Annotated in this window: 19 protein-coding genes; 7 read left to right on the top strand and 12 right to left on the bottom strand. The window is 60.3% G+C overall.

The window, feature by feature from the left end:
- Positions 1-129 precede the first annotated feature (129 nt).
- The 3 genes from fabV to I6L33_RS17755 all read left to right on the top strand — a co-directional run bounded on the left by fabV (position 130) and on the right by I6L33_RS17755 (position 5,026).
- Positions 130-1,323 (top strand): enoyl-ACP reductase FabV, encoded by a 1,194-nt coding sequence (fabV, locus tag I6L33_RS17765; RefSeq protein WP_017764212.1) that lies wholly within the window; start codon positions 130-132, stop codon positions 1,321-1,323.
- Positions 1,324-1,486: 163 nt separating this feature from the next.
- Positions 1,487-2,962 carry a YfcC family protein gene (locus I6L33_RS17760; RefSeq protein WP_054544673.1) on the top strand — a complete coding sequence of 492 codons (1,476 nt, stop codon included), beginning with the start codon at positions 1,487-1,489 and terminating at the stop codon, positions 2,960-2,962.
- A 432-nt stretch (positions 2,963-3,394) separates the two neighbouring features.
- Complete coding sequence (locus I6L33_RS17755; protein WP_139397835.1) at positions 3,395-5,026, top strand: mechanosensitive ion channel family protein; 1,632 nt, start codon at positions 3,395-3,397, stop codon at positions 5,024-5,026.
- A gap of 130 nt (positions 5,027-5,156) precedes the next feature.
- On the opposite strand, the gene I6L33_RS17750 is transcribed toward I6L33_RS17755, so the two are convergent.
- Positions 5,157-6,371 (bottom strand): pyridoxal phosphate-dependent aminotransferase, encoded by a 1,215-nt coding sequence (locus tag I6L33_RS17750; RefSeq protein ID WP_126881611.1) that lies wholly within the window; start codon positions 6,369-6,371, stop codon positions 5,157-5,159.
- 377 nt (positions 6,372-6,748) lie between these two features.
- Between I6L33_RS17750 and I6L33_RS17745 the strand changes: the two genes are divergently transcribed.
- Positions 6,749-6,961 (top strand): DUF1653 domain-containing protein, encoded by a 213-nt coding sequence (locus I6L33_RS17745; RefSeq protein ID WP_065017984.1) that lies wholly within the window; start codon positions 6,749-6,751, stop codon positions 6,959-6,961.
- A 57-nt stretch (positions 6,962-7,018) separates the two neighbouring features.
- Here the strand turns inward: I6L33_RS17745 and I6L33_RS17740 are convergent, their stop codons facing one another.
- The 11 genes from I6L33_RS17740 to I6L33_RS17690 form a co-directional block, all read right to left on the bottom strand.
- The gene (locus I6L33_RS17740) at positions 7,019-7,282 is read right to left on the bottom strand and encodes a GrxA family glutaredoxin (RefSeq protein ID WP_010633640.1); all 264 of its coding nucleotides are present in this window, start codon (positions 7,280-7,282) and stop codon (positions 7,019-7,021) included.
- Between the two features lie 142 nt (positions 7,283-7,424).
- The gene (gene dacB, locus I6L33_RS17735; protein WP_126881612.1) at positions 7,425-8,861 is read right to left on the bottom strand and encodes a D-alanyl-D-alanine carboxypeptidase/D-alanyl-D-alanine-endopeptidase; all 1,437 of its coding nucleotides are present in this window, start codon (positions 8,859-8,861) and stop codon (positions 7,425-7,427) included.
- 124 nt (positions 8,862-8,985) lie between these two features.
- Complete coding sequence (locus I6L33_RS17730; RefSeq protein WP_216973029.1) at positions 8,986-10,746, bottom strand: DEAD/DEAH box helicase; 1,761 nt, start codon at positions 10,744-10,746, stop codon at positions 8,986-8,988.
- Between the two features lie 113 nt (positions 10,747-10,859).
- Positions 10,860-11,897 (bottom strand): HlyD family secretion protein, encoded by a 1,038-nt coding sequence (locus I6L33_RS17725; protein ID WP_005302227.1) that lies wholly within the window; start codon positions 11,895-11,897, stop codon positions 10,860-10,862.
- Between the two features lie 2 nt (positions 11,898-11,899).
- On the bottom strand, positions 11,900-12,232 hold the full coding sequence (locus I6L33_RS17720; protein WP_005302225.1) for a DUF3302 domain-containing protein: 333 nt from the start codon (positions 12,230-12,232) through the stop codon (positions 11,900-11,902).
- 288 nt (positions 12,233-12,520) lie between these two features.
- A complete protein-coding gene (locus tag I6L33_RS17715; protein ID WP_005302222.1) occupies positions 12,521-13,942 on the bottom strand; it encodes a carbon starvation protein A in 1,422 nt (473 codons plus the stop codon).
- Positions 13,943-14,082: 140 nt separating this feature from the next.
- On the bottom strand, positions 14,083-14,787 hold the full coding sequence (gene btsR / locus I6L33_RS17710) for a two-component system response regulator BtsR (RefSeq protein ID WP_216973028.1): 705 nt from the start codon (positions 14,785-14,787) through the stop codon (positions 14,083-14,085).
- 52 nt (positions 14,788-14,839) lie between these two features.
- A complete protein-coding gene (locus I6L33_RS17705; protein WP_017782973.1) occupies positions 14,840-16,510 on the bottom strand; it encodes a sensor histidine kinase in 1,671 nt (556 codons plus the stop codon).
- 353 nt (positions 16,511-16,863) lie between these two features.
- Positions 16,864-18,099, bottom strand: a complete 1,236-nt coding sequence (locus tag I6L33_RS17700; RefSeq protein ID WP_042050674.1) for an HD-GYP domain-containing protein — start codon at positions 18,097-18,099, stop codon at positions 16,864-16,866.
- Between the two features lie 109 nt (positions 18,100-18,208).
- Complete coding sequence (gene adhE, locus I6L33_RS17695) at positions 18,209-20,872, bottom strand: bifunctional acetaldehyde-CoA/alcohol dehydrogenase (protein ID WP_005302211.1); 2,664 nt, start codon at positions 20,870-20,872, stop codon at positions 18,209-18,211.
- Positions 20,873-21,167: 295 nt separating this feature from the next.
- Positions 21,168-21,800 (bottom strand): 2OG-Fe dioxygenase family protein, encoded by a 633-nt coding sequence (locus tag I6L33_RS17690; protein ID WP_043169558.1) that lies wholly within the window; start codon positions 21,798-21,800, stop codon positions 21,168-21,170.
- A gap of 269 nt (positions 21,801-22,069) precedes the next feature.
- Between I6L33_RS17690 and I6L33_RS17685 the strand changes: the two genes are divergently transcribed.
- From I6L33_RS17685 to oppB, 3 genes are all read left to right on the top strand, one after another.
- Positions 22,070-22,705 (top strand): YchE family NAAT transporter, encoded by a 636-nt coding sequence (locus I6L33_RS17685; RefSeq protein WP_005302204.1) that lies wholly within the window; start codon positions 22,070-22,072, stop codon positions 22,703-22,705.
- A 279-nt stretch (positions 22,706-22,984) separates the two neighbouring features.
- Positions 22,985-24,604: an ABC transporter substrate-binding protein gene (locus I6L33_RS17680; protein ID WP_201989375.1), complete on the top strand. Its 1,620-nt coding sequence runs from the start codon at positions 22,985-22,987 to the stop codon at positions 24,602-24,604.
- 97 nt (positions 24,605-24,701) lie between these two features.
- A complete protein-coding gene (gene oppB, locus I6L33_RS17675; RefSeq protein WP_005302198.1) occupies positions 24,702-25,622 on the top strand; it encodes an oligopeptide ABC transporter permease OppB in 921 nt (306 codons plus the stop codon).
- Positions 25,623-25,634 lie beyond the last annotated feature (12 nt).

Raw genomic sequence — 25,634 nt, 5'->3', positions numbered from 1 at the left:
GGCGGCGGCGGTTTTTGTCCCTCCATTTGCTCATTTTCCCTGCGATTCAACACATCAGAGCACCTTATCGCGGCAAGATGAGGTATCTTATGCCCCGATTTCATCCATCAAACGGATAAGAGACAACACATGATCATCAAACCCAAGGTTCGCGGCTTTATCTGCACCACCACTCACCCGGTCGGTTGCGAAGCCAATGTTCGTCGTCAGATTGCCTATACCCAGGCCAAGGGCACCATCGAGAATGGTCCCAAGAAGGTGCTGGTGATCGGTGCCTCCACAGGTTATGGCCTGGCGTCTCGCATTGCCGCCGCCTTCGGCTCCGGCGCCGCCACCCTCGGCGTCTTCTTTGAAAAAGCGGGCAGCGAAACCAAGACCGGTACCGCCGGCTGGTACAACTCCGCCGCCTTCGACAAGGCCGCCAAAGAGGCAGGTCTGTACGCGAAAAGTGTCAACGGCGATGCCTTCTCCAACGAATGCCGCGCCAAGGTGATCGAGCTCATCAAGCAGGATCTGGGTCAGATTGATCTGGTGGTCTACTCCCTGGCCTCGCCGGTGCGCAAGATGCCGGAAACCGGTGAAGTGGTGCGCTCCGCCCTCAAACCCATCGGCGAGGTCTACACCACCACCGCCATCGACACCAACAAGGATCAGATCATCACCGCCACCGTCGAGCCGGCGAATGAGGAAGAGATCCAGAACACCATCACCGTCATGGGCGGTCAGGATTGGGAGCTGTGGATGGCGGCCCTGCGCGATGCGGGCGTGCTGGCCGACGGCGCCAAGTCTGTGGCCTACTCCTACATCGGTACCGACTTGACCTGGCCCATCTACTGGCATGGCACCCTGGGCCGCGCCAAGGAAGATCTGGACCGCGCCGCCGCCGCCATCCGTGGCGATCTGGCCGCCAAGGGCGGCACCGCCCACGTGGCCGTGCTCAAATCCGTGGTGACCCAGGCATCAAGCGCCATTCCGGTGATGCCGCTCTACATCTCCATGGCCTTCAAGATCATGAAGGAGAAGGGCATTCACGAGGGCTGCATGGAGCAGGTGGATCGCATGATGCGCACCCGTCTGTACGGCGCCGATCTGGCGCTGGACGAGCAGGCCCGCATCCGCATGGATGACTGGGAGCTGCGCGAAGACGTACAGCAGACCTGCCGCGACCTGTGGCCGTCCATCACCAGCGAGAACCTCTCGGATCTGACCGATTACACCGGCTACAAGCAGGAGTTCCTGCGCCTGTTCGGTTTCGGGCTGGACGAGGTGGATTACGACGCGGACGTGAATCCGGACGTGCAGTTCGACGTGGTCGAACTCTGAGTCTGACCCAAGTGAAAACGGGGCCCCGCGGGGCCCTGTTTTTTTGGCAAAAATCCCGCCAGGTTGCGAAATTTTATTATCCACGATCACCTTTTTCCCATATCAAACCCGCTAGTCTGGCGGTGATCGGATCACATGACGGCATTGCCGAGGTACGGAAGCTATGACCACTCCAAATGACGCACCCAAGAAGCGCCAACTCCCCACGGTTTACACCCTGCTTTTCATCATCATCGCCTTGATGGCGGCCCTTACCTGGGTGCTGCCGGCGGGCAAATACAACTATGTGACTGCCAAGAGCCAGCAGCCGGTGGCGGCGGCGGCCGTGGCCGACTACAGCGGCGATGAGCGGCTGTTGCCGGTGCCAGGCAGCTACACCGAGCTCCCCTCCCAGCCGCAGGGGGTATTCGATGTGCTCAAGGCACCCATTCAGGGCTTTCACAAGGCGGCGGACGTGGCGCTGTTCGTGCTCATCATCGGCGGCTTTCTGGCGGTGACCATGCAGAGCGGGGCACTGGATGCCGGGGTAGGGGCCATCGTCCGTGCCTTTGCCGGACGCGAGCGGCTGCTCATCCCGGTACTGATCGCCCTGTTTGCCCTTGGCGGCTCCACCTTCGGCATGGCGGAGGAGACGGTGGCCTTCTGGGCGCTGATCGTGCCGGTGATGATGGCGGCGGGCTTCGATCGCATGGTGGCGGCGGGCATCATTTTGCTCGGCTCCGGGGTCGGGGTGCTCGCCTCTACCGTCAACCCGTTTGCCACCGGCATCGCCTCCGGTTTTGCCGGCATCCCCATCGGTGAGGGGATTGGCCTGCGGGTCGTGCAATGGCTGCTGCTGGTGATCTTCGCCTCCTGGTTCGTGATGCGCTACGCCAAGCAGGTGCAGCAGGACAAGTCCCGCTCCGTGCTGGCCGACATCGCCTATGACGACGAGTTCTCCCAGATGAAGAGCGGCAACCTCGCCTTCAGCGGCAAGCAGAAGCTCACCATGCTGGTCTTCTTCGGCACCTTCCTGCTGATGATCTATGCGGTGGTGCCCTGGTCGGATCTGGGGATCGACCTGCTGCCTACCCTGGGCTGGTGGTTCGACGAGCTCTCCACCCTGTTCTTCAGCGCCTCCATCCTGATTGCGTTGATCAACCGGATGCCGGAGTCCAACTATGTGGCAACCTTCCTGAACGGGGCGCGGGATCTCATCGGGGTGGCGCTGGTGGTAGCGGTGGCGCGCGGCATCTATGTGGTGATGGAGCATGGGGTCATCATCGACACCATACTGCACTGGGCCGAGGGGCTGGTGAGCGGGCTCTCCTCGTCGGTGTTCATCCTGATGGCCTATCTGGTGCACATCATCCTGAGCTTCTTCATCCCCTCCACCTCGGGGCTGGCGACTGTCTCCATGCCGCTGATGGGGCCGCTGGCTGACTTCTCCGGCATTTCGCGGGATCTGGTGATCACCGCCTACCAGTCCGCCTCCGGCTGGATCAACCTGTTCGCCCCCACCGCCGCCCACCTGGTGGCGGGGCTGGCGCTCGCCAGGATCCCCTACGATCGCTTCGTGCGCTGGGTGTTGCCCTTCATCATAGGGGTGGCCCTCATCACCATGGCGGTGCTGGTGTCCGGGGCCCTGCTGCAGGGGTGATAAGCAGACCACCGTCTCGATGAAACAGGGCCGCTCAGCCAGGGTTGAGCGGCCCTGTTGTTTACTCATGTCGCGCAGAGCAGAGAGAGAGGCAGCCGCTGGCTCGCCACCTTGACGCGCGATGGATCAGGAAGAGGATGCCATGGCGTTCATTTTTATGCGTGCCTCTGGCAGCATACCAATATGAGTCCTGACTGAGGCGCCAGACAGGCGAAGTGAGCACAGTGGCAGAATGCGATGTCGCCCCTTTCGCCGCCGCGACGGCAGTGCTATTACTGCTGGTGATCTTTGTTATGACTCGATTTTTTGCAAGCGAGGGCGATGAGCCCTATGTGTCATGGATGACGCCAGGAGAGGGATAGGGGGCCGTTGCCCCGTCCGTTGCCGAACGTGGTCATCATGATGAAACCGGACGGTCACGAGGGAGAGGTTATGGGGCACAGAGGGATCATCAGGCTGGCAGGGATGCTGCTGGCCCTGCTCATGGTCGATAGCGGGTGGGCTGCGGAGCCGAGACTGGAGCCGACCGAGCAGGAGCAGGCCCAGACCCTGACCCTGTTTCACGAACCCATAGTGATGCTGCAGGCGAAGTTTGGTCGCCTGGACGGGGCGGCCCGGGTGCGGATCGTCAAGGAGCGGGTAAGGCAACTGCAGCCCGAGGATCTGACCCATCCGGTGACCGTGGTCAGCTCGACCCGCCTCGGTCAGGAGGCCAGAGAGTTCAGACTCAATGACAAGCACCTGCTGGTGTTGCTGGAAAAAGATCTGGAGTGGCTCGATGAGCTGACCCTGGATCAGGCCGCAGAGCGGGTGCGGCTGCGGCTGGAAAATGTGCGGGTCAAAGTGCTGGAGCTGCACTCCAATACCTACCTGCTCAAGGCGGCGGGCAAGACGCTGCTGGTGACTCTGCTGTTTCTGATGGTGGTCCAGCTGCTGCGACGGGGGCTCCAGCGGGCACGTCGCTGGTTCGCCAACAACCTGCTGCAACAGAAGGGGCTGATCCCCCATCAATGGCGCCAGGTGCTCGGCAACCTGGAGATCCGCGTCATCGGCGTGTTCACCTGGCTGGTGATCCTGCTGCTCACCTATGGCTGGCTCACCTATGTGCTGGGGCTGTTCCCGCATACCCGGATCTGGAGCGATCAGCTGGGCTCCTCCCTGCTGGAGCTGTGCAGCAACATCTTGGGCGGGATCATCGCCGCCATGCCGGGGCTGGCGACCGTGCTGGTCATCTTCGTGCTGACCAAGCTGTTCATCCGCATGCTGGCGGTCATCTTCGCGCGCATCGAGCGCGGCCATTTCCGGGTGCAGGGGCTGCACTCCGAGACGATAGGGGCGACCCGCCGTCTGCTCTCGGTGGTGATCTGGCTGTTTGCCCTGACCGTTGCCTATCCCTATCTGCCGGGGGCCGATTCGGACGCCTTCAAGGGGGTGAGTGTCTTCTTCGGTCTGATGGTGACCCTGGGCTCGGCCGGGATCATGAATCATGCCATGAGCGGCCTGGTGCTGATCTACTCGCGGGCCCTGCGGCCGGGGGATCTGGTGCAGATTGGGGAGGTGGAGGGGGTCGTCACCGAGCTGAGCGCCCTCTCGACCAAGCTGGTGACCCGCCACGATCACGAGGTGACCCTGCCCAACGCCGTGGTGGTGGGGGGCAAGGTGACCAACCTGAGCCGACTGGCAAGCGACAAGGGCATTGCCCTGCTCACCAAGGTCACCATCGGCTATGACACCCCCTGGCGTCAGGTGCACGCCATGCTGGAGCTGGCGGCCAGGCGCTGCCAGCTGATCAATCAGGAGCAGGCCCCGCTGGTACGCCAGCTCAATCTGCAGGACTGGTACGTGGAGTACGAGCTGCAGGTACGGATGAAAGAGGGGCTGTTGCCCGGCCCGGTCAGAACCGAGCTGCACGGCCATATCCAGGATGTGTTCAACGAGTTCGGGGTGCAGATCATGTCCCCCAATTTCGTGGCTCAGCCGGAGCAGGCCGTGCTGGTGCCTCGGGATCAGTGGTATCAGGCCCCCGCCGTGCCGCCTGTCGAAGTGGCCACCGGGGAGAAATAGCCCACAACGCGGGCCTTGCGACGGGACTCTCTCGCCATAAAAAAATCCGAAGCGGTGCAGACCGCTTCGGATTTTTTATGATCGGCCTGCTGCTGGCGAGCCGCAGGCCGGGGCAGACGCCGCGTTGCGGTTACTGCTTGTAACCCTTGAGGAAGCGGGCGAGGCGGCCGATGGCCTCTTCCAGCTCCTCTTCCCGGGGCAGGAACACCAGCCGGAAGTGATCCGGCGCCGGCCAGTTGAAGCCGGTGCCCTGCACCAGCAAGAGCTTCTCCTGCTGCAGCAGGTCGAACACCATCTTCTGGTCGTCGCGAATGTCATACACCTTGGGATCGAGGCGCGGGAACATGTAGAGCGCCCCCTTGGGCTTGACGCAGGAGACCCCGGGGATCTCGTTCAAAAGCTCCCAGGCCTTGTCACGCTGGCGGCGCAGGCGCCCGCCCGGCAGGATCAGCTCGTTGATGCTCTGGTAGCCACCCAGGGCGGTCTGGATGGCGTGCTGCATGGGCACGTTGGCACAGAGCCGCATGGAGGCCAGCATCTCCAGCCCTTCGATATAGCCCTTGGCACGGCCCTTTGGTCCGGTGATGACCATCCAGCCCTGGCGGAAGCCGCAGGCGCGGTAGGCCTTGGAGAGGCCGTTGAAGGTCACCACCATGACATCGTCACACAGGGTACAAACGCTGGTGTGGGCGATGTCGTCGTAGAGGATCTTGTCGTAGATCTCGTCGGCGAAGATGATGAGGTTGTGCTGGCGGGCGATCTCGATCACCTCCAGCAGGAACTCGCTGCCGTAGACGGCGCCGGTCGGGTTGTTGGGGTTGATCAGCACCAGGCCGCGGGTGCGCGGGGTGATGCGGGCGCGGATGTCATCGAGATCCGGATACCAGTCGGCCCCTTCGTCGCAGCGGTAGTGCACCGCATGGCCACCGGAGAGGGTGACGGCGGCGGTCCAGAGCGGGTAGTCGGGGGAGGGCACCAGCATCTCGTCGCCGTTGTTGAGCAGCGCCTGCATCGCCATCACGATGAGCTCGCTCGCGCCGTTGCCGATGTAGATGTCGTCGATGTCGACCTTGCGCATCCCTTTCTGCTGGTAATACTGCATCACCGCCTTGCGGGCCGAGAAGAGCCCCTTGGAGTCGCAGTAGCCCTGGCTCTGGGGCATATTGAGGATCACATCCTTGATGATCTCCTCCGGTGCTTCGAAGCCAAACGGTGCCGGATTGCCGATGTTGAGCTTGATGATGCGGTGCCCTTCGTCCTCGAGACGGCGGGCTTCTTTATGCACCGGGCCGCGGATGTCATAGCAGACATCGTCGAGCTTGTGCGACTTGTCGATGGTGAACATGTGAGCGTGATTCCTTCCCCGTGGGGCGCGTTGGCAGAAAAGCTGTTTTTAGTATCAAATTTCTCTGCCCCTATTCTTCACAGAATTGAATGCTAGAACAATCCTCTTTTTAGTAGAATTCCCTGATTTTTAGCCCTGAAACAGGGTTGCTAAAACGTTAAATTCAGCACGATCGTTTGTGTTAACCAAGGTTATCCAGTGAAAGATGAGGGGCTCATTAACAAAGCTACCCGACTGTGTTGAAATATTCACGCTCGCTGGCACGATTGGCTTGCGTGAAAAATGCCGTTCTTTTTGCCCACGGCGGCCAAAAACAGGAGCTGACGCGCGCTGCCAGGCCTGTCCGGACCCCGTACCCACACCATGGAGAAGTCATCATGCAAGCCCCCGCTGCCGGTCGTTATCGTCACTTCAAGGGTGGTTATTATCAGGTGCTGACCCTGGCCCTGCACACCGAGACCGGGGAGCAGTTGGTGGTCTATCAATCGGAGCAGGATGGCGCCGTCTATGCCCGTCCCATGGTCATGTTCATGGAGTGGATCGAGCATCAGGGTCAGGTGGTGAGCCGCTTCAGCCCGGTGGCGGAGTGACGCTGGGGAACGACCATGAAAAAAGGCGCCTGATGGCGCCTTTTTTACAACGTGAGCTTACTGGTAGAGACCCAGGTTCTCTTTGGCATAGGCTTCGAAATCGGTGCAGCCACCGATGTGCTGTTCGTCCAGGAAGATTTGCGGCACGGTATTGACCGGCTTGCCGGCGCTCTTGGCCAGATCTTCCTTGGTGATGCCCTCGGCGTGGATGTCCACGTAGCGGAATTTGAAATCGTCACGCTGTTCGACCAGTTGCTCGGCAATCTGCTTGGCACGGACACAATAGGGGCAACCGGGACGACCAAAAATCACTGCAAACATGTTCTCTCTCCATTCATTTGAGGCTGGGCACAGGATAGCCCCGCCTCGTGGCTAGTCAAAGTGGAAATTGTCGATACGGCCGTTCGCCATCTTCGATAAGGCGCACTGCGCCGGCCGTCATCGTCACTCACCTCGCAGCGGATCACCCCTCATCGGCGATCTGGATCGGCTGCTGCTGGTAGATGCTCTCCAGCACCCCTTTCTCGAACACGGTCCAGGGCCAGGGGGCCTTGCTGGCGCGGTAACGCTCGTGGGTAGCCGGATCCTGCGACAGGCCGCGCTGGAACATCACGAACGCCTTGCGCTGGCCGCCGGCGGTGTCGATGAAGCCCACCAGGTTGGAGGTGCCGGTGATGGTGCCGGTCTTGGCGTGCACCTTGTTCTTCATCATGGGGGCGGTGACGCTGCGCCGCCAGGCCAGGGTGCCGTCCACCTGGGAGCTTGGCAGCAGCTTGATGAGACCGAGCTCCGCGTCATTTTTCTGGATGAAGTTCAGCACCGACAGCATCTGGCGGGCGCTGATGAGGTTGTGGGCGGAGAGGCCCGAGCCGTCGGCCAGGGTGGCGTTGCCCAGATCGATGCCGTGCTTGGTCAGGATGGCGCGCACCGCCATGGTGCCGCTGCGATAGCTGCCCGGCTTGTTGTAGTAGTGACGACCGACGGTCTTGAGGAAGGTATCGGCGTAGAGGTTGTCCGATTTCTTCAACATCTTGGCCAGCATCACCGGCAGGGAGACCGAGTAGTGGGTACCCAGGGTCTCGGCATTGTCCGGCGACTTGTGGGTAACGCGCAGCAGGCCGTCATGCTTGATGCCGGCCCGGTCCATGGCCCAGCGGATGTTGTCCCAGCCCCAGGCTTCCACGTCGTGGATGGCGAAACGCAGCCCCTGGGGCTCCTTGTTCGGGGTGATGCAGCCCTTGAGCTCGTAGAAGTTGCCCTTGGCCATGTCCACTTCCAGCGCACAGAACTGGCGCGCCATGTCGCCATAGCTCATCACCTCCACGTTGTCGGCACCGACCCCGATAGGGACCCCGGTGGCCACGTTGCCCACCGCCGGCTTGCCGATCTGGGTGGCGGTGATGGTGGCGTAGGCGCAGTTCTTGTCGATGATGACCGAGGAGACGGGCGCGGCGAAGCAGAGGGTCTGATCCCCCCAGGACCAGCCGTTGCCGCGCTCGTAGCCGTTGTAGGCGCCGGTGTTGACGTAGACGTTGCCCTTGATCTGGTTGACCCCGAGCTGTTTGAACAGGGCCAGCAGATCCATCCGTGACAGGGTGGGGTCACCGACGAAGTTGATCCAGATATCGCCGTTGATGACGCTGCCCTGCTTGGCGCCAGGCTGGGCCTGGATGTCGGTGGCGAAGCGGAAGTCGGCGCCGAGCTCGAGACGGGCCGCCAGCGCGGTGAGCACCTTCATGGTGGAGGCGGGGGCGATCATCTGATCCGCATGGCGGGCAAACTCGATGCCGTTGTTGCCCTGCACCACGATGGCGTACTGGCCCCCCTGGGGGGGCGTCAGCGGGGCGGCCTGGGCCGCCAGGGAAAAGAGAGCACAAAAACCAATCAACAGCCGCTGCATAACATCCTCTAACGTGACGAAGGGGCCCGGCAGTGGGCCGGCCCTAATAACTCAAACCTTGTTGTACCCGCCGATGCCTGTTCGGCCGTGGCAACGCAATTCATACGCCTTATGCCGGTCGCCATCACGCCAGTGAATTGGCGGTGCGATAGCGGCCGTCATAATCAAAAATCTTCTCTTTGATCTGCCAGAAGCGCCCTGACTTGCGGGCGATGACAAAATCGGGGTAGCGAAACTGGCTTTCTGCCGCCAGCACGCTCGCCAGGGTGGCAAATTCGGGCTCCAGCCCCGGGGCGGGCCAATGATGACGCACAAAGTGCTGTTGAAACAAGCGCCGTGCGCCTGCCGAGTGAAATCCGAAGTACTCATTGAGGGTGAGACCATCCTCGTCGTGATAGACCACCTCCAGCCGCTCCCCCTGTTTGCCGCGCCCGGCCGTCAAGGTCAGCCCTGCGCAGCGGATCACCATGCAGTCCTTGAGATTGAGCGCCTCCTTGAGCTTGTCGTCAGGGTCCACCAGCAACTGATCGCAGCTCTGGCAACGGCGGGCGGCGATGTCGTTTTCACTGCCGCAGGCGGGGCAGATCTTGGCGCGAAAGCGGTAGTCGCACTCCTCGCGGTTGCCCTCGTCATCTTCAAACAGCCCCTGACAGCGGCGGCCGTAGTGCTCGATCACCTTGCCATCCTCGTCGGTCTTGCCCCAGAAGGTGTTGGCAAAGCCGCAGGCGGGGCAGGGCACCTGCACCGGCTCGGTGCCGGCATGGGGCCTGGGCTCCCCCACTTCGGGAGCAAACAGGTTGAAGTTGTTGCCCGCATAGTCGAGCACCAGACAATCGGTCTTGCCGGGCGACAGGCGCAGGCCCCTGCCCACGATCTGCTGGTAGAGGGAGACCGACTCGGTGGGGCGCAGCATCACGATGAGGTCGACGTGGGGGGCATCGAAGCCGGTGGTGAGCACCGCCACGTTGACCAGAAATTTGAGCTTGCGCGCCTTGAAGGCGCTGATGAGGGCATCGCGCTCCGGCCCCGGGGTGTCACCTGTGATGAGGGCCGCCTGCTCCCCTCTGGCACCCAGCAGGCCGTGAATTTCCCGGGCATGCTCGACGGTGGCGGCGAAGATCATCACCCCCTGCCGTTCGCGGGCATACTCCAGTACCTGGCTCAGGATATGGGGGGTGACCCGCTCCTGACGCTTGAGCTCGCCGTTGAGATCCGCCTCGCTGAAGAGGCCATTCTCCCGCGGTACCAGCCGGCTGAAGTCGTAGTGGACGATGGGGGCATCCACCATGCGCGGCGGCGTCAGGTAGCCGTTCTTGACCATGAAGCGCAGCGGCAGCTCGAACACGCAGTCGCCGAACAGCCGCTCGCCGTGGCTCTTGACCATACCGTGGTAGTGGCGCCGGTAGATCCAGCCCAGACCGAGCCGATAGGGGGTGGCGGTGAGGCCGAGGATCTTGAGGGCCGGGTTGGCGGCCTTGAGGTGGCCTAACACCTGATGGTACTGGCTGTCATCATCGAGCGAGACCCGGTGGCACTCGTCGATGATGAGCAGCGAAAAAGCGCCGTCGAAGGCGTCCAGATTGCGCGCCACCGACTGCACCGAGCCGAACACCACCTGGGCACCCGCCTCCTTGCGATTGAGCCCGGCGGCGAAGATGTCGGCCTTGAGCCCCCAGGCTTCGTACTTGGCGTGGTTCTGCTCCACCAGCTCCTTGACGTGAGCCAGCACCAGCACCCGACCATGCGCCTTGCGGGCCAGCTCGGCGATCACCAGACTCTTGCCGGCCCCGGTGGGCAGCACCACCACGGCGGGATCCGGGTGTTTGCGAAAGTGGCTGATGACGGCGTTGACGGCGTCGGTCTGGTAGGGTCTGAGAACGAACATGCAGGCTGGGTACATCGACGAGGGGCGGAGCAGGGTGGCGCCATTATAGGGAACTTGGCGCCAAAAAACAGCGGGCCGGCATGGTGCCGGCCCGCTGGCTGCGTCGTTGCGGCTTAGTGGAAGGGGAAGATGTAGTTCATCCAGCTGGCCATGCGCAGCAGTACCTTGCGCATGATGGCCACGTGATGGAAATGCTTGGTGTAGATGGCAGCCTGACCGCTGGAGCCGGCTATCACCTGATACTCCTGCCAGCGCGGGTCGGTGATCTTGATGCGCACCGGCAGGCGGCCGGGGATCACCGCCGAACTCTGGTCGATCAGTGCGGCATTGGCCTGCACGTTGCCCGAGGCGATGGCGGGGATCACTGCTTCTACTTCACCCTTGAAGATCTTGCCGGGGATGCCGTCGATCACCACTTCGGCCTCGTCCCCTACCGCCAGGCGCTGCATGCTGTTTTGCCAGAACCAGCCGACGTAGGCATTGTCGTCCTCGTGGATGAAGGTCATCACAGGGCGATACATGAAGGGAGTGGCGATCATGCCCGGGCGCAGGGCCAGCTGTACCACATGGCCGTCGCTCGGGGCATAGACCACGGTCTGGTCGAGCTGATACTTGGCTTCGCGCAGCTGGGCCCGTACATCGTCCAGGGTGGCTTGTTGCTGATCGAGCTGGGCGACCAGATCGTCGACATTGGCCTGGGTCACGTCCAGATCACGTTGCTTGCCGATGCCGCGGCGCATCAGTTCGGCGGCGCGATCCCGGTCGAGCTTGGCCGAGCGCATGCGCGCCTCGATGGATTTGAGGTGCTCCTCGTTGGAGCTGACCCTGGCCTCCAGGCTCGCGGCGCGCTGGCGGAACGGCTCGTCGTCGATACGAAACAGCACGTCACCCTTCTTCACCTTCTGGTCCGGCTTGACCGCGACCTCGCTGACCCGGCCCTTGACCAGGGGAACGATGGGGGTGGAGACGTAGTAGTTGCGCGCCATCTCGGAGTAGGGGTGGTTGTAGTTCATCAGCATGATGAGGGTGCCGATGAGCAGCACGCCGCCGAGCACGGCGGTGGGCACGGTCCACTTGTTGAGTGGGATGCGGAAGATTTTGAAGACAGCTACACAGATGGCGGTGTAGGTGAGTACCAGCAAGAGATCCATGATCACTCCTTCTCTTGGGTCAGCTGATCGAGGCGGCTGCGCAGGGCGGCGACCTCATCCTTGAGCTCGGCGAGATGCTTCTCGTCGCGCTCGATACGCTGGGTAAAGCCCCAGCCCCGATCCTCCCGGTAGAGGGTCGCCCAGATCCAGAGGAAGGGCCACAGCACGTGCAGGGTAAACAGGCTGACCCAGCCGGCCACGTGAATGGCATCCTGATGGGGATGCTGACGATGCTTGGCTATTTCATAGGGAATGTCGTGAATGACGATGACCCCGTAAAAGATGACCAAACCCACAAAAAAAAGCAGACCAAGAGCAAAATAATCGAGTGTCATTTATGCCTCCACCGGCGTGACGCACAGCATTGTCATTGGATCCCGGGTTCTGCAACACAACCAGCAACCGGGTTTCCATCCTGTTGGGCCCGAAATCTTAAGCAATCTTGTTGTACTGAAGCTTAAGTGGCTTCGAAATCGTCAAGATAGATGACGGTATTATTGGGGCGAGTCCATAAAGTCGTATCCATGACAAGGACTTACGCAGGGAGTATGGCATCAGTGAGGGGAAATTAGCAGCAAAAAAAGGAGCCTTTATGGCTCCTTTTCTGACATGTTTGGCGTGGATCAGCTTTCGCTGGCCTTGCCGATCAGGGCGGGTCTGAACTTCATCAGGAAGGCGACGGTCACCACCAGGGTGCTGGCAAGACCGATGAGGGTGGAGACGCCCATCTCCAGCCCGAACCCGATGGGGGCGTTGGCCAGATAGGTGAACACCACGGCGGTCATGAACATGGCCGGCAGGGTGCAGACCCAGTGCAGCTTGCCCTCTTTGGCGAGGTAGGCGGCGGCGGCCCACAGCATCATCACGGCGGTGGTCTGGTTGGCCCAGCCGAAGTAGCGCCAGATCACCCCGAATTCGGCCTTGGAGATGATGAAACCGAGGATGAACATGGGGATTGCGATGAGCAGTCGCTTGGCCATCGGCTTTTGGGTCAGGTTGAGGAAGTCCGCCACGATGAGGCGGGCGCTGCGAAACGCGGTGTCACCGGAGGTGATGGGCAGGATCACCACACCGAGGATGGCCAGGATGCCGCCAACGGTGCCGAGCAGGCTGGTGGAGACCTCGTGTACCACGGCGGAGGGGCCGCCGCTCGCCAGGGTGGCGTTGAGCGCTTCTGTGCTGTCGTAGAAGGAGAGCCCCAGGGTGCACCAGATGAGGGCGATGATGCCTTCACCGATCATGGCTCCGTAGAAGATGAAGCGGCCGGATTTCTCGTTCTGCATGCAGCGCGCCATCAGCGGGGACTGGGTGGCGTGAAAACCGGACACGGCGCCGCAGGCGATGGTGATGAACAGCAGCGGCCAGAGCGGCAGCTCGGTCGGGTGCAGGTTGGAGAAGTCCATCCCTGTGTTGTAGAAGCCTTTGCCGGAGACGATGAGGCCAATGATGAGGCCGACCGACATGAACACCAGCAGGGCGCCGAAGATGGGGTAGAAGCGGCCGATGATCTTGTCGATGGGGACTATGGTCGCCAAGATGTAGTAGGCGAAGATGGCCACAATCCAGTAGACCAGGTCGGTGGAGGTGAGGTTGGCCAAGAGGCCCGCCGGGCTCAGCACGAACACCACGCCCACCAGCATCAACAGCACCACGGCAAACAGGTTCATGAAGTGCTTGGCGGCGGTGCCCAGGTGCTCACCAACCACGGTCGGTACAGAGGCGCCCTTGGCGCGTACCGACAGCATGCCGGAGAAGTAGTCGTGAACCGCGCCGGCGAAGATGCAGCCGAAGACGATCCAGAGCATGGCGACCGGGCCGTAGAGGGCACCCAGGATGGGGCCGAAGATGGGGCCGACGCCGGCGATGTTGAGCAGCTGCACCAGGTAGACTTTCTTGTCCGACATGGGGACATAGTCCACCCCGTCCGCCATGGTGATGGCGGGGGTTTTCAGCTCGGGTTTTGGCCCGAATATCCGCTCGATGAATTTGCCGTATACGAAGTAGCCGGCCACAAGTAAGCCGACACAGAGGAAGAACCAGATCATTGCTACGCTCCTGCTTTGTTATTTTTTGGTGTGCGCGGCCAGTGTAGGGGCTTGCACTGTTAACGGCAGGTAAAAAAGGGCGAGCGGCCGTATGGCGACCCGAGTGGTTGGCGCTCGTGATCCGGCTCACACCACGCGGCTCACTCCAGCCCGAGCTGCTCCTTCAACTCCTTCAGGTAGCGGCGGCTGACCGGTACCTGGGCACCGCTCGGGGTCACTATCTCCGCCAGCTGATTCTCCAGCAGCCGGATTTCAAAGATGGCGGTCGGGGCCACCAGATACTGGCGGTGGCAGCGCAGCAGCGGGGTCTTCTCTTCCAGCGATTTGAGGGTGAGCTGGGTGTGGAACAGCTCACCCTGGCTGGCGACGTGCACGCCGCCGAGATCGGAGAAGGCGTACTCCACCTGTTCGATGGGCAGCAGCCGCACCCGGTTGTGCAGGTAGCCCGGAATGTGGCGAATGGCGGGGGCGATCGCCGTCATGGGCTGCGGGCTGAGATCCTGTCTCAGCCGCGCCAGCGTCTTGGCGAGGCGGGCCGGCTCCACCGGCTTGAGCAGGTAGTCGAAGGCGTTCTCCTCGAACGCCTGGATGGCGTAGTCGTCAAACGCGGTGACGAAGACGATGCGGGGCAGGGGATCGAGCATGGCCACCAGTTCCATGCCGCTCAGCTTTGGCATCTGGATGTCGAGAAACACCACGTCGGGTCTGAGCCGCTGAATGAGCGGCAGCGCCTCGATGGCGTTGGCGGCCGTCCCCAGCAGCTCGATATCGGACTCGGCGGCCAGCTGCTGCATCAGCTCCTCGCGGGCATACGGCTCGTCATCGACGATGAGGGTGCGGATCATGGGGTTCTCCTGCGTGGCTGGGGGACAAAGCTGGCTTGGTGCAACGGCCGGATCATGACGCCTCCCTGGGCAGGGTGACGGAGACCCGGGTCCAGCAGTCGGGCTCGCAGCTGACGCTCAGGCCATAACGGTTGCCAAAAGCGCTCTTGAGGCGCCGATCCACCAGGGTCATGCCGAGCCCGTCACCGGCCGGTTTCTCCTGCCAGGTGCCGGCATTGTCTTCGACGTGAATGGTAACCCGATCCGTCGTCTGCTCGGTGTAGAGGCGAATGCGCCCCTGCTCCAGCAGGGTGGAGATGCCGTGCTTGATGGCATTTTCAATCAGTGGCTGCAGAGTGAAGCTCGGCAGCTTGAGGCCGGCGAGGTCGGGCGGGATGTCGTTTTGCACCGTCAGCCGGTCGCCAAAGCGGGCCAGCTCGATCTCCAGATAGGATTGGCAGTGCTCCTGCTCCTCCTGCAGGGTGGCCAGCCCGCTCTGGCGCTTGAGGTTCTTGCGAAAGAACAGGGAGAGGTGGAGCAGCAGCTGGCGCGCCCGCTCGGGCTCGCGCCGGGTGATGGCACTGATGGTGTTGAGGGTGTTGAACAGAAAATGGGGGTTGATCTGGGCCTGCACCAGCTTGAGCTCGGACTGCACCAGCAGCCGCTGCTGCTGCTCCAGCCGGCCGGTCAGCAGCTGCTGGGAGAGCAGGTTGGCGATCCCTTCCCCCAGGGTGTGGTTGATCTTGAGAAACAGCCGCTTCTTGGGTTCATAGAGCTTGATGGTGCCGATCACCCCCTCGTCGCCGTGCAGCGGGATCACCAGCACAGAGCCGAGCTGGCACTGGGGCGAGATGCTGCAGCGGTAGGGCTGGCTGTTGCCGTCGGCAAACAGCACCTTGTTCTGGGCGATGGCCTGCATGGTGATGGCGGAGGTGATGGGGGTCCCCGGCTTGTGGTGATCCTCGCCGATGCCGATGAAGGCGAGGATCTTGTCGGTATCCGTGATGGCGACGGCGCCGACCCCGGTCTCCTCCTGCACTATCTGGGCGATGCGGGTGCTGGCCTCGGGGGTAAAGCCCTGGCTCATGATCCCCACGGTGCGGTTGGCGATGGTGAGCGCCTTGGCGGAGAAGACCCGGGAGAACTTCTCGTACATCCGCTGCTGGTCGCGGATCATGCTGATGAAGAGGGCCGCACCGCAGGAGTTGGCGAGGATCATGGGGGTGGCGATGGTGCGCACCAGCAGCAGGGATTTGTCGAACGGGCTGGCCACCAGCAGGATGATCACCATCTGCATGATCTCGGCGTAGAGGGTGGTGAAGAAGGCGATGCGTGGCTCGAACAGCGCATCCATCTTGCCTGCCCGCATCAGTCGCCAGTGCACCAGCCCGCCCAGCAAGCCTTCGCAGGTGGTGGAGATGGCGCAGGCGAGATCGGTGAACCCCCCCAGGGTATAACGGTGTATCCCGCCGGTCAGTCCCACCAGAAATCCCACCAGCGGGCCCCCCAGCAGCCCCCCCAGCACGGCGCCCACGGCGCGGGTATTGGCGATGGCGTCGTCGATATCCAGCCCCACATAGGTACCCAGAATGCAGAAGCAGGAGAAAATGAGGTAGATCAGTACCTTGTGGGGCAGCCTGACCGAATAGTTGGTCAGTGGGCGCAGCAGCGGACTCTTGGAAAAGAGGTAGGCGATGACCAGACTGACGCTCATCTGTTGAAGCAGGGAGAGGACCAACTGCATAAAAAACGTTCCTCAGAGTCCGTGCCGAAAAAAGCGGCAGTCTTGAATAAATGTGATCAGGATCTTGTTCTGTGGGCCATTCTGGCCATAACGCCGGCGAAGTGTGCCAGAAACGCGGAATAAAACCATATCAAATCAGCATGTTAAATTGATATTTGTGTAATTGCCCAAGGATTGATATTGCTGAATTGAGCATGAATGTATCCGTTGGATACGCCACACGGAGGTGGCATGCTCCGCCCGACCAGCAGGTCGGGCGTTTTTTATCCAGGGGACGTGGCAAACCATTTTGAGGGTAATCGGGCAATTATTCAGGTTTGTCCAATGAGTTATCCCCAGCTTCTGGGGATAACTCAGAATGCAAAATAGTAACAGAAGCGTCGGGTCAGGTTGAAAAACAGCCGCTGCCCTTCGTCCAGATCTTCCTGCTTGAGAAAGGATTTGATGGTGCGCTCATCCTCCCGCAGGTCGACCATGGCCACTCCTTCCGGTCGTTGTGCCTTGATGTAGGGCAACACCTTGGGCTTGAGGGGCATGGTGGGTTCGGTGGAGAGCACCAGAGCTACCGAGTCGTCGGAGAGCTGCACCAGCGAGCCCGGCGGATAGACCCCCAGTACCTTGATCAGCAGCTTGACCAGATCCTGGTCGAATTTCTTTTGCGACAGCTTGTAGAGCTGGCTGATGGCCTGGCTCGGCGCCGCCGGTGTCGCGCTGTTGCGCGGGTGCAGCAGCTCGTCATAGTAATCCACCAACCCGATGATCCGTGCCAGCGGCGGGATCTCCCCCCCCTTGATGCCAAGGGGAAAGCCACTGCCGTCGAGCCGCTCGTGATGCAGGTGGGCCACCTGACGGATCTTGGGCTCGAAGGCCTGCAACTGGGTCAGCATCTCCAGTCCGTACTGGGGGTGCATCTTGAGGAAGTTCTGCTCCGACTTGTTGAGTTCCCCCCGCTTCTGGGTGATCTGGGTCGGGATCTTCAGCTCGCCAATGTCGTGCACCAGCCCGGCCAGGCCGGTCTCCTCGATCTCGATGGGAGTCATGCCCAGCTCCCGTGCCATCAACATGGCGATGAAGGCCACGTTCAGGCTGTGCTGCAGCAGGATGTCGGTATGGGGGCTGCGAATGAGGTGCAGCCCGAGGGGGCCCTCGTGGGCGCTGATGCGGGCGGCGGCGTTGCGCACTATCTGCGCCGTGTTGGCAAGCCCTTCGTCCGGCTTGAGGTTGAGGGCGCCCAGGGCATCGCGCAGCTCGGACATGGACTGGCCGAAGGCCTTGTCGGCGGCGCGCAGGGAGCGGCGAAATGCCTTCTCGTCAAACGGGGGAGGGCCGCTATCCTCCGGCTCTTCGACAACGGAGAGATCGGGGCCTGGGCTCGGAATATCGCCACGCAACAGGGGCTCGAGAGGGAGGTCGCTCTTGTCGGGGTCGACCATCAGCAGATTGAGGTCAAGGTGGCGGATGATGTCGAGTTGCTGTTGATCCTTGATCTTGAAGGCATTGAACATAAAAGGGTGATTGGTCCATCCCGTGGGAAGATGGATATAGTGACCGACCCGCAACTGTTCTATGGATGCCTGTATCAGCGCCATACGCTCGCTCGCATTTCATGAATGCCTATGAACAAGCTAGCAAAATTAAGCAGATAGACAAACAAAAAAGCCCGCGCATGTGCGCGGGCTCTCGAGTCGACTCAGCTTATCAGGCTTTGGACTTCTTCTTGCCTTCTACTTTGGCATCAACCTTGGCGGCAACCTGGGCCTCCTCGGTGAACGGACGGCCGTAGTAGGTGTCCAGCAGGATGGCTTTCAGCTCGCTGATCAGCGGGTAGCGCGGGTTGGCGCCGGTGCACTGGTCATCGAAGGCTTCCACGGCCAGCTGGTCAACCTTGGCCAGGAAGTCGGCCTCGGCGACGCCGGCTTCACGGATGGAGGCCGGGATACCCAGGGTCGCCTTCAGCTCGTCCAGCCATACCAGAAGCTTCTCGATCTTGGCGGCGGTACGGTCACCGGCGGCGGTCAGACCCAGGTGGTCGGCCACTTCGGCGTAGCGACGACGAGCCTGCGGACGGTCGTACTGGGAGAACGCGGTCTGCTTGGTTGGGTTGTCGTTCGCGTTGTAGCGGATGACGTTGCTGATCAGCAGGGCGTTGGCCAGGCCGTGCGGGATGTGGAACTCGGCACCCAGCTTGTGGGCCATGGAGTGGCACACACCCAGGAAGGCGTTGGCGAACGCGATACCGGCGATGGTGGCCGCGTTGTGTACCTTCTCACGAGCGATCGGGTCGTTGGCACCGTTCAGGTAGCTGGAGGGCAGGTAGTCCTTCAGCAGTTTCAGGGCTTGCAGTGCCTGACCGTCGGAGTACTCGTTGGCCAGCACGGAAACATAGGCTTCCATGGCGTGGGTCACGGCATCGATACCACCGAAGGCGCACAGGGACTTGGGCATGCCCATCACCAGGTTGGCGTCGACGATGGCCATGTTCGGGGTCAGCTCGTAGTCGGCCAGCGGGTATTTCACGCCGGTGGCGTCGTCGGTCACGACCGCAAACGGGGTCACTTCAGAACCGGTACCGGACGTGGTGGTGATGCAGACCAGTTCGGCCTTCACGCCCATTTTCGGGAACTTGTAGATACGCTTGCGGATGTCCATGAAGCGCATGGCCAGATCTTCGAACGCGGTGTTCGGGTGCTCGTACATCACCCACATGATCTTGGCCGCATCCATCGGTGAACCACCGCCCAGGGCGACGATCACGTCCGGCTTGAAGGAGTTGGCCATTTCGGCACCCTTGCGCACCACGGACAGGGTCGGGTCGGCTTCGACTTCGTAGAACACTTCCACTTCCATCTTCAGGCCCTTGAGCAGACGAACCACTTCGTCGGCGTAGCCGTTGTTGAACAGGAAGCGGTCGGTCACGATCATGGCGCGTTTCTTACCTTCCAGGTCGCCCAGGGCGATCGGCAGGGAGCCACGACGGAAGTAGATGGATTTCGGAAGTTTGTGCCACAGCATGTTTTCTGCCCGTTTTGCGACTGTCTTCTTGTTGATCAGGTGCTTGGGACCCACGTTTTCGGAGATGGAGTTGCCACCCCAGGAGCCGCAGCCCAGCGTCAGAGACGGTGCCATCGCGAAGTTGTACAGGTCACCGATACCACCCTGAGTGGTCGGGGTGTTGATCAGAATACGGGCAGTCTTCATCTTGTCGCCGAAGTACTTGATGCGGTCGGCGTTGCGATCCTGGTCGGTATAGAGACCGGAGGTGTGGCCGATACCACCCAGGTTGACCATGTCGCAGGCCATCTCGACGGCTTCTTCGAAGTTCTTGGCACGGAACAGACCCAGGGTCGGGGAGAGCTTCTCGTGAGCGAACTCTTCCTCTTCACAGATCTTCACGCCTTCACCGATCAGGATCTTGGTGTTGGCAGGCACGGTGACGCCAGACATTTCAGCGATCTTGACCGCAGGCTGGCCCACGATGTTGGCGTTCATGGCGCCGTTGATCAGGATGACCTTGCGGACCTTGTCGGCTTCTTCCTTGGACAGCACATAACCATTGTGAGTGGCGAAACGCTCTTTCACCTGGTCGTAGACGGAGTCGACCACGATGGCGGCTTGCTCGGAGGCACAGACCACGCCGTTGTCGAAGGTCTTGGACATCAGGATGGAGGCGACGGCACGCTTCACATCGGCGGTTTCGTCGATGACGACCGGTACGTTACCGGCACCTACACCGATGGCGGGTTTGCCGGAGGAGTAGGCGGCCTTCACCATGCCCGGGCCACCGGTGGCCAGGATCAGGTTGATGTCGTTGTGCTTCATCAGGGCGTTGGAGAGCTCAACAGAGGGTTGGTCAATCCAGCCGATGATGTCTTTCGGGGCACCGGCGGCAATGGCTGCATCCAGTACCAGCTTGGCTGCGGTATTGGTGGAGTTCTTGGCGCGGGGGTGCGGGGAGAAGATGATGGCGTTGCGGGTCTTCAGAGAGATCAGGGACTTGAAGATCGCGGTGGAGGTCGGGTTGGTGGTCGGTACGATACCGCAGATGATGCCTACCGGCTCGGCGATGGTGATGGTACCCATCTCGTCATCTTCGCTGAGGATGCCGCAGGTCTTCTCTTCTTTGTACTTGTTGTAGATGTATTCGGAGGCGAAGTGGTTCTTGATAACCTTGTCTTCGATGATACCCATACCGGACTCTTCCACGGCCATCTGGGCCAGGGGGATACGGGCGTTGTTGGCGGCCAGGGCGGCGGCACGGAAGATCTTGTCTACCTGCTCTTGCGAGAAGCTGGCGAATTCACGCTGCGCTTCTTTGACGCGGGCAACCAGTGCATCCAGTTCAGCCAAATTGGTTACTGCCATGTTTATCTCCTGATGATTTGAAAACTGTTTAGTAAGACCTTGGCAATGCCCGGCAATTATAGATGCCCTGTCAAGAACAGAATCACCACAACGGGGTATTTACATGCCTTACTAAATCGCTTTCTGAGTCGATTATAGAGCGGGGCTGACTCAGAAAAACTTGATCTGGATCATGTGTAACAAAAGAACAAAAGAAATTTTGTTTCACAATACATGTTTGCCAGATGTTGCGCGGTTGTTTAGTGAGCCAGAGGTGGGATGAATGGTGCGTGAACAGGGGTTCACGCACCATTTTTCAAGCAGTTAGCACGATCACGTCCCAATGTCCCCGGTCCGGGCCCAGGGGCAGAATGGGGGCGGCATTGTGATAGAAACGGCGATCATCCAGGATCAGATACTCACCGACGTTTAATTGTTGTTGGAAAAATGGTTGTTCTTTTAATCCATGATAGAGCTGCAAGGCGCCGCCGCTGACCCCTTCACTGCCGCAGAAGAAGACCCCGATGAAGTCAAAGCCATCCTGGTGCACCCCCTCCGGCGCGGGCGGGACGCTCTCCCCTTCGCCGGTGACGATGCGCATCTGGTGAATGCCGATGGCCTGACCGTCTTCCAGCCGGGTGTGGCGGGCGAACAGTTTCAGCAGCTGTATAAAGGAGGGGTGAGCGACGAAGGCAGGCTCCAGCTCGGCATAGGTTCTGGGCACATCCCCCAGAAACTTGTTGATGGCGGCCGCCTGAAAGAAGACGCCGTTGTCGAGGGGCTGAAAGCGGGAGCCCTCCTTCTCCACCCGGCCGTAGCGGCGCTGGCGAAAGCTGCCCTGAATGTAGGGATCAACCGGCAGTCGCCCGAAGAAGCTAAGCAATGGGTTCAGGGTGCCTGCGGGCAGTGCATCCAGGTGCCACTGCAACTCGATGTCCGTATCAATCATCACGAAATCCTTGTTTGCTGAGATGAAATGTTGCGGCCAAACTCCATGGCCAGATAAAACTCGAAGCGATTTTATCAGAGTGTTAAATCGCGACAATCTTTATTAACAACTCAATCTGTCGAATTTTGTCGATGCATTAGAGGAACTAACTGAAAAGCCACGGAAAGGGTGAGATTATTTGATTGGTGAAGGTTTCGGGCATGATGTAAATTTACGCTCGGTTTATCGGGGTGGCCCACAGGGCCTCGTACTACTTCTGGATGGCGCCTATGGCAGCGATTGACGTCTCTTTATATCTGAAGTTTTTCATCGGTTTGTTTGCGATCATCAACCCGCTCGGCTTGCTGCCGGTGTTCGTCAGCCTGACCAGCCATCAGACGCCGGAAGAGCGGATGAAGACCAACACCACCGCCAACATTGCGGTGATGATCATCCTGCTGGTCTCCATGTCCATGGGGCAACTGATCCTGGACGGGTTTGGCATCTCGCTGGCCTCCTTTCGCATCGCCGGCGGCTCGCTCATCACCCTGATCGCCTGGTCCATGCTGCAGGGCAAGCTGGGGGAGGTGAAGCACAACAAACAGGAGAAAGGGGAACTGGCCGCGCGGGAATCTGTCGCTGTGGTGCCGCTGGCGCTGCCGTTGATGGCGGGCCCCGGTGCCATCTCCTCTTCCATCGTCTACGCCAGCCAGAGCACCTGGTCCCAGATGCTGGGCATGTCGCTGGTGGTGATGGTGTTTGCCTTCTGCTCCTGGCTGATATTCCGCGCCGCCCCCCTGCTGTTCAAGGTGATGGGCAACACCGGCATCAACGTGGTGACCCGGATAATGGGTCTCATCATGATGTCGCTGGGCATCGAGATCATGGTGGCGGGGATCAAGGGGGTCTTCCCCGGATTGATGTGATTCAGGTCTGTTTTGTTGGAGCCGGTCCTTGTGACCGGCTTTTTATTGTTTCTTTTTTGTTGGTCATTTCCTAGAATCGAGCGGGTTTGTATAAAAAACGTCCATCATGGGATATTTAAATTCTGAATAATTGGTCAAAAGCTGCTTTTTTGACCATGAAGTCCAGTCCTGCCTGACGATATCTATTGCATTATCAGAAATGTCAGGGAATTATGCTGGCAGCGGGGTACTTATCTCGTTGATGGAAAAATGCATGGAATGTTCTTGTGGAGTATGGAAATGACTCATAAAAAAACAATGATTAATACCCTATTGGTGGCAGCTCTGTTTGGCGGTGTCAACGCGGCACAAGCCGCCGATGTGCCCGCAGGTACCAAGCTGGCTGAGGTTCAGCAGCTGGTGAAAGGCAACGGCTCCGAGCCCGCAACTCTCGACCCGCATAAAACCGAAGGAACGGTTGAATCCAATATTCTGCGTGACCTGTTCGAAGGTCTCGTCTCCTCCGGCCCCAAGGGTGAAGTGCTCCCCGCCATGGCCGAGTCCTGGGAAACCAAGGACAACAAACACTTCGTCTTCCACCTGCGTAAAAACGCCAAGTGGTCCAACGGTGATCCGGTCACTGCCCACGACTTCGAATATGCCTTCAAACGGGCCGTCGATCCGAAAACCGCATCTCCCTACTCCTGGTATCTGGAGATCCCGACCATCGTCAACGCCTCCGACATCATTGCCGGCAAGAAGCCGTCAGATACGCTGGGCGTGAAGGCGGTGGACGACTACACCTTCGAGGTGCAGCTGGAGAAGGCGGTGCCTTACTTCGTCAGCATGCTCTCCCACACCACCACCTACCCGGTACCGAAGAAGGTGATCGAGAAGTTCGGTGACAAGTGGACCCAGCCCGGCAACATGGTATCCAACGGCGCCTATGTGCTGAAGGATTGGGTGGTCAACGAGCGCGTCGACGTCGAGCGCAACAAAAACTACTGGAACGACTCCAATACCGTCATCAACAAGGTGACCTATCTGCCGATCCAGTCCACCAACGCCGAGCTGAACCGCTATCTGGCCGGCGAAGTGGATCTCACCTACAACATGCCCATCGAGCGTTTCAAGCAGATGAAGAAGGATCTGCCGAACGAGGTGAAGGTGAGCGGCTACGTCGGTACCTACTACTACCAGTACAACTTCAAGAAGAAGCCGTTTGATGACGTACGGGTGCGTACCGCGCTCTCCTATGCCATCGACCGCAACGTGATCGCCGACAAGGTGATGGGCAAGGGGGAAACCCCGGGCTACACCCTGGTCCCTGATTTCGTGGATGGCTTCAAGCCGGTGGCGCCGGCCTGGTCCAAGCTGACCCAGGCAGAGCGTGATGCCAAGGCGAAAGAGCTGCTGACCGAAGCCGGTTTCGGCCCGGGCAAACCGCTCAAGTTCGAGCTGCTCTACAACACCGACGACAACCACAAGAAGGTGGCGGTTGCCGTGGCCTCCATGTGGAAGAAGCTGGGCGTGCAGGTGAGCCTGGTCAACCAGGAGTGGAAAACCTATCTGGAGACCAAGAAACAGGGTCAGTTTGACGTGGGCCGTGCCGGCTGGATCGCCGACTACAACGAAGCCTCCTCCATGCTGGATCTGATGCAGACCACCCACGGCAACAACGACGGCAAATACTCCAACCTGGCGTTCGACAAGCTGATGAACGAGTCGCGCAACCAGGTGGATGCCGAGGCGCGCAACAAGCTCTACGTCCAGGCTGAAGAGATCCTGGCCAAGGACATGCCGATTGCCCCCATCTATCAGTACGTGACTTCCCGTATGGTCAAGCCCTACGTGGGCGGCTATCCGGCCAACCCGCTGGACAACCTGTACAGCAAAGACATGTACATCATCGCCCACTGATTTTCGTTACAAGTCGCATAACAAGCAGGGCCCGCCAGACGGCGGGCCTTTATTACAACCGCGACCCTTTGGAAGCAGTACAGGACAGGAATTGTCTATGTTGAAATTCATTTTTAAACGTCTACTGGAAGCGATCCCGACTCTGCTGGTCTTGATCACCGTCTCCTTCTTCATGATGCGTTTCGCGCCGGGTAACCCCTTCAGCAGCGAACGCACCCTGCCACCCGAAGTGATGGCCAACATCGAAGCCAAATATGGCCTCGACAAGCCGATCGGGGTGCAATATCTCACCTATCTGGGCAACCTGGTGCAGGGGGATCTCGGTCCTTCCTTCAAGTACAAGGACTTCACCGTCAATGATCTGGTGAGCCAGGCACTGCCGGTTTCCGCCAAGATAGGCTCCTTCGCCTTTCTGTTTGCGGTGACGCTGGGGGTCACCTTCGGCACCATTGCCGCCCTCAAACAGAATACCGTCATCGACTACCTGTTGATGTCGTCGGCCATGGCCGGGGTGGTGATCCCGGGCTTTGTGCTGGCGCCCCTGCTGGTGCTGTTCTTCAGTATCCATCTGGGCTGGTTCCCGGCCGGTGGCTGGCAGGGTGGTGGCGTGCAGTTCATGGTGCTGCCTGTGTTCGGCATGATGATGTATTACATCTCCGCCATCTCGCGGATCATGCGGGGCAGCATGATCGAGACCATGAACTCCAACTTCATCCGTACCGCCCGCGCCAAGGGACTGCCGCTGCGCCACATCATCCTGAAACACGCGCTGCGCCCGGCCATGCTGCCGGTGGTCTCCTACCTGGGCCCGGCCTTCGTCGGCATCATCACGGGTTCCGTGGTGATCGAGACCATCTTCGGTCTGCCGGGGATTGGCCAGCTGTTCGTCAACGGTGCCCTCAACCGTGATTACTCCATGGTGCTCGGTCTGACCATTCTGGTCGGCGCCCTCACCATCACCTTTAACGCCGTGGTCGATATTCTCTATGCCTTTATCGATCCCAAGATCCGTTACTAAGTCGGGAGTACA

Origin of the sequence: Aeromonas sp. FDAARGOS 1403 (assembly GCF_019047325.1) — a bacterium.
GTDB lineage: Bacteria > Pseudomonadota > Gammaproteobacteria > Enterobacterales > Aeromonadaceae > Aeromonas > Aeromonas dhakensis.
This window is presented reverse-complemented; position numbering and strand designations above follow the sequence as displayed.